Genomic DNA, 3,871 nt, shown 5'->3' on the forward strand with positions numbered 1-3,871 from the left:
GCGTGCACCCGGCCTGTCCCACGAGGTCGCGACGGAACTGGCGCACAACGCTGACCAGATCTGCCCGTACTCGAAAGCGACACGCGGCAACATCGACGTGGCCTTGAACGTCATCACGGCTTGAAGAACCGTGTAACCGAAGCCAGTCATCGGCTTTTTAAAAACCCCATATATATCGCATGCGATGTAAGCGCACGCGAACAACAAGTCAACGAACTCATAGGGAATCATCATGAGCAAGATTGAAAAAGTCCTGGCCACCGGCAAATCCCACACCACCGCCAGCAGCACGGGCCACACTTCGCGTGGCCATAACGGCAGCCTCGATATCGCGCTCTCGTCGCCCGGCAACGCAACGCCTGCGCACGTGTTCGCTGCGACCCAACCGCACCCGACCGCCGAGCAACTGTTCGCCGGTGCCTGGTCGGCCTGCTACACCGCCGCCGTCGGGTTGGTGGCCAATGACATGAACGTGGTGCTGCCTGCAGATTTGTCCGTCGACATTGAAGTCGATGTCGGCCAGACCGGTCAGGATTACTTCCTTCAGGCGCGATTGACCCTGCGCGTGCCCGGCCTGGCGGACGACATCGCGAGAACGCTGGCCCACACCGCGGACCAAATCTGCCCGTACTCGAAAGCAACGCGGGGCAACATCGACGTGGACTTGAGCGTGCTCACAGTGTGATGTCCGGCGCGGCGGGTTCGAGCTGTGCGCCGAACCCGCCACCTGCCGCTGATCAACTTGAACTTATCACTCTTACGATGCCATCGCACACGAGGTATATTTCAGCCTTGCGCGACAGCAGTCTTTGACGAATGAGGTGACAGATGAAACCCACCGCTCCAGCGGCAACCGCGAGCCCCAAGCTCTCTGATTTCCTGTGTTTTGCGGTGTATTCCACCAACCTCGCCTTCGGCAAGGCGTACAAGCCGATCCTCGAAAAGCTCGGCCTGACCTACACGCAATACATCACCATCGTGGCGWTGTGGGAGGAAGATGATCAGACCGTTGGCAGCCTGGGCGAAAAGCTGTTTCTGGAGTCGAACACGCTCACGCCAATCCTGAAAAAGCTCGAAGCGATGGGCTACCTGCAACGCCAGCGCGACCCCGCGGACGAACGTCAGGTACGGATCAACCTGACCAAAGAAGGCAAAGCCTTGCGCGAAGGCCGCCCGGAAACGGGCCTTGCCGGCGCGAYGGGCCTGACGCAGGACGAGTTCACGCAGATGCAGAAAGCCATCGTGAAACTGCGTAACAACCTGATCAAATCAATGAATACTGAGGAGTGAAAGCGATGACCACGCAAACCGAAACCGCGATCCAGGCCGGTGGCTGCTTCTGGGGCATGCAGGACTTGATCAGACGAATCCCCGGCGTGCTGTCTACACGGGTCGGTTACTCTGGCGGTGATGTGCCCAACGCCACTTACCGCAACCATGGCACCCATGCGGAAGCCATCGAGATCGTCTTCAATCCGGTGGTGATCAGCTATCGCCAGATCCTGGAGTTCTTCTTCCAGATTCACGACCCTTCGACCGCCAATCGTCAGGGTAACGACGTTGGGCTCAGCTACCGTTCGGCGATCTTTTATCTGAATGAAGAACAGCGCGATGTAGCCGAGGACACCGTGGCCGATGTGGATGCGTCCGGTCTGTGGCCTGGCAAGGCCGTGACAGAAATCGCTCCCGCCGGCCCGTTCTGGCAGGCTGAGCCGGAGCATCAGGATTACCTGGAAAAAGTGCCCAATGGCTATACCTGCCACTTCATTCGGCCGAACTGGAAACTGCCGAAACGCGCGCTATGACGTAATGCCTGACCACCACAAATCTCGTGTGGAAGCGAGATTTGTGGTGGGCTCAGGCTTGTGGCTGCACCACGCCTCGTTCTTCCAGCAAGCGCACAAACATGGTCAGGCTCCGTGATACCGTCCCTCGGCGCCACACCAGCCAGGTGCGCAAATACCGAAAGGACTCCGACAACGGCCAGATACTCACCGTGGTGCATCCCGGCATGCTTTCCAACATGCTGCGCGGCATCAACGCCAGGCCTGCGCCAGCGCTGACGCAGGCGAGCATGCCGTGATAGGACTCCATTTCGAAGATCTTGCCGGGCACTGCCGCGTCCTGGGCGAACCAGCTCTCGAAGTGGTGCCGGTACGAGCAATTGGAGCGGAAGGCGTAGATGTTTTCGCCATTCACATCCTGCGCGCGATGGATCGGCGGATGGTTGAGCGGTGCGATCAGCACCATCTCTTCCTCAAACGCCGGCACGCCTTCCAGAGCCGGGTGCAGCACCGGCCCATCGACAAACGCGGCAGCCAGTCGGCCCGACAATACCCCATCAATCATGGTCCCCGAAGGTCCGGTGGACAGGTCCAGTTCGACCTTGGCGTGTTTCTGGTTGTAGGCGGCCAACAATTCGGGGATACGCACCGCCGCCGTACTTTCCAGTGACCCCAGGGGAAACGCGCCCTGTGGCTCTTCACCCGCCACGGTGGCGCGGGCTTCCTGAACCAGGTCGAGGATGCGCCGGGCATAGTCGAGAAAACTCCAACCGGCCGGTGACAAGCGCAGGCGGCTTTTCTCGCGGATAAACAGGTCCACGCCCAGATCCAGTTCCAGCTGTTTGATCCGCGTTGTCAGGTTGGAGGGCACCCGGTGGATGTGTTGCGCGGCAACGCTGATGCTGCCGTGCTCGGCAACTGCCTTGAAAATTTCCAGCTGAACCAGATCCAAGTCATTCTCCAAACGTGAACGTTATGCTCAGTATTATTCAGTTTCCAGAATATTTACACCCCCGTAACCTGAGCGCACTCCCACCCAGCAGGACGGTGCCATGACCAGCGTTTCCAGCCTTACCCATGCGATTTCGATCAACCCGGCCACCGGTGAGCAGATCGGCTACTACCCTTTCGAGTCCGAATCGGCGCTGCAAGCCGCCCTGTCGCGGGCCGCTGGCGGTTTTCGCGTCTGGCGCAAAACAGCCGTCGAGCAACGCTCACAGTTGCTGATCGCCCTGGCTCGGGCACTGCGCGACAGTGCTGACAAAATGGCCACCATGATCACCCTGGAAATGGGCAAGCCGATCACCCAGGCCCGCGGCGAAATCGAGAAGTGCGCGCAACTCTGCGAGTGGTACGCCGAACACGGCCCGGCCATGCTCAACGCCGAATCGACCCTGGTTGAAGGCGGCAAGGCGCGCATAGAATACCGCCCGCTCGGGCCGATTCTCGCGGTCATGCCGTGGAACTTCCCGATCTGGCAAGTGCTGCGCGGCGCCGTACCCGCGCTGATCGCCGGCAACACTTACGTGCTCAAACATGCCCCGAACGTAATGGGCAGTGCCTATCTGCTGCTGGAAGCCTTCAAGAACGCCGATTTCCCTCAAGGTGTTTTCGAAGTGCTGAACATCACGCCGGAGGGCGTTTCCACGGCGATTGCCGACCCTCGTATCGCCGCAGTGACCCTCACCGGCAGCGTGCGCGCCGGCATCGCCATCGGCGCTCAGGCCGGTGCAGCGTTGAAGAAATGCGTGCTGGAGCTCGGTGGTTCCGACCCCTTTATCGTGCTCAACGATGCTGACCTCGATGAAGCGGTCAAAGCCGCCGTCATCGGTCGTTACCAGAACACCGGGCAAGTCTGCGCAGCGGCCAAGCGCCTGATCGTCGAGCAAGGCATTGTCGAAGAATTCACACACAAGTTCGTCGAAGCCACACGCAAATTGGTGATCGGCGATCCACTGGCTGCCAATACATACATCGGCCCGATGGCCCGCTTTGATCTGCGTGACGAACTGGATCAACAAGTGCGTGCCACCCTGGAAGAAGGCGCAACACTGTTGATGGGCGGCAAGAAGGTCGAAGGTCCCGGT

General features: G+C 59.9%; 5 protein-coding genes. 4 read left to right on the plus strand and 1 reads right to left on the minus strand.

Annotation, left to right across the window (positions count from 1 at the left end; translation table 11 throughout):
* Positions 1–232: 232 nt before the first annotated feature.
* The 3 genes from AC1DRJ_RS21065 (at position 233) to msrA (ending at position 1,805) form a co-directional block, all read left to right on the plus strand.
* The gene (locus AC1DRJ_RS21065; RefSeq protein WP_477803843.1) at positions 233–685 is read left to right on the plus strand and encodes an Ohr family peroxiredoxin; all 453 of its coding nucleotides are present in this window, start codon (positions 233–235) and stop codon (positions 683–685) included.
* Between the two features lie 143 nt (positions 686–828).
* Positions 829–1,290, plus strand: coding sequence for a MarR family winged helix-turn-helix transcriptional regulator (locus tag AC1DRJ_RS21070; protein WP_477803844.1), 462 nt, complete (start codon positions 829–831; stop codon positions 1,288–1,290).
* A gap of 5 nt (positions 1,291–1,295) precedes the next feature.
* The gene (gene msrA, locus AC1DRJ_RS21075; protein ID WP_477803845.1) at positions 1,296–1,805 is read left to right on the plus strand and encodes a peptide-methionine (S)-S-oxide reductase MsrA; all 510 of its coding nucleotides are present in this window, start codon (positions 1,296–1,298) and stop codon (positions 1,803–1,805) included.
* A gap of 52 nt (positions 1,806–1,857) precedes the next feature.
* Here the strand turns inward: msrA and ptrR are convergent, their stop codons facing one another.
* Positions 1,858–2,736 (minus strand): putrescine utilization regulator PtrR, encoded by an 879-nt coding sequence (gene ptrR, locus AC1DRJ_RS21080; protein WP_477803846.1) that lies wholly within the window; start codon positions 2,734–2,736, stop codon positions 1,858–1,860.
* A gap of 100 nt (positions 2,737–2,836) precedes the next feature.
* Here ptrR and AC1DRJ_RS21085 point away from each other — a divergent pair.
* Positions 2,837–3,871: aldehyde dehydrogenase family protein (locus AC1DRJ_RS21085; RefSeq protein WP_477803847.1), on the plus strand; the 1,035-nt coding region annotated here is incomplete at its 3' end.

It is taken from the genome of Pseudomonas sp. P5_B2 (assembly GCF_056400445.1).

Bases quoted from the DNA above. Each gene is read 5' to 3' on its own strand.
- AC1DRJ_RS21065 (WP_477803843.1), top strand. From the start codon at position 233: ATGAGCAAGATTGAAAAAGTCCTGGCCACCGGCAAATCCCACACCACC.
- msrA (WP_477803845.1), top strand. From the start codon at position 1,296: ATGACCACGCAAACCGAAACCGCGATCCAGGCCGGTGGCTGCTTCTGG.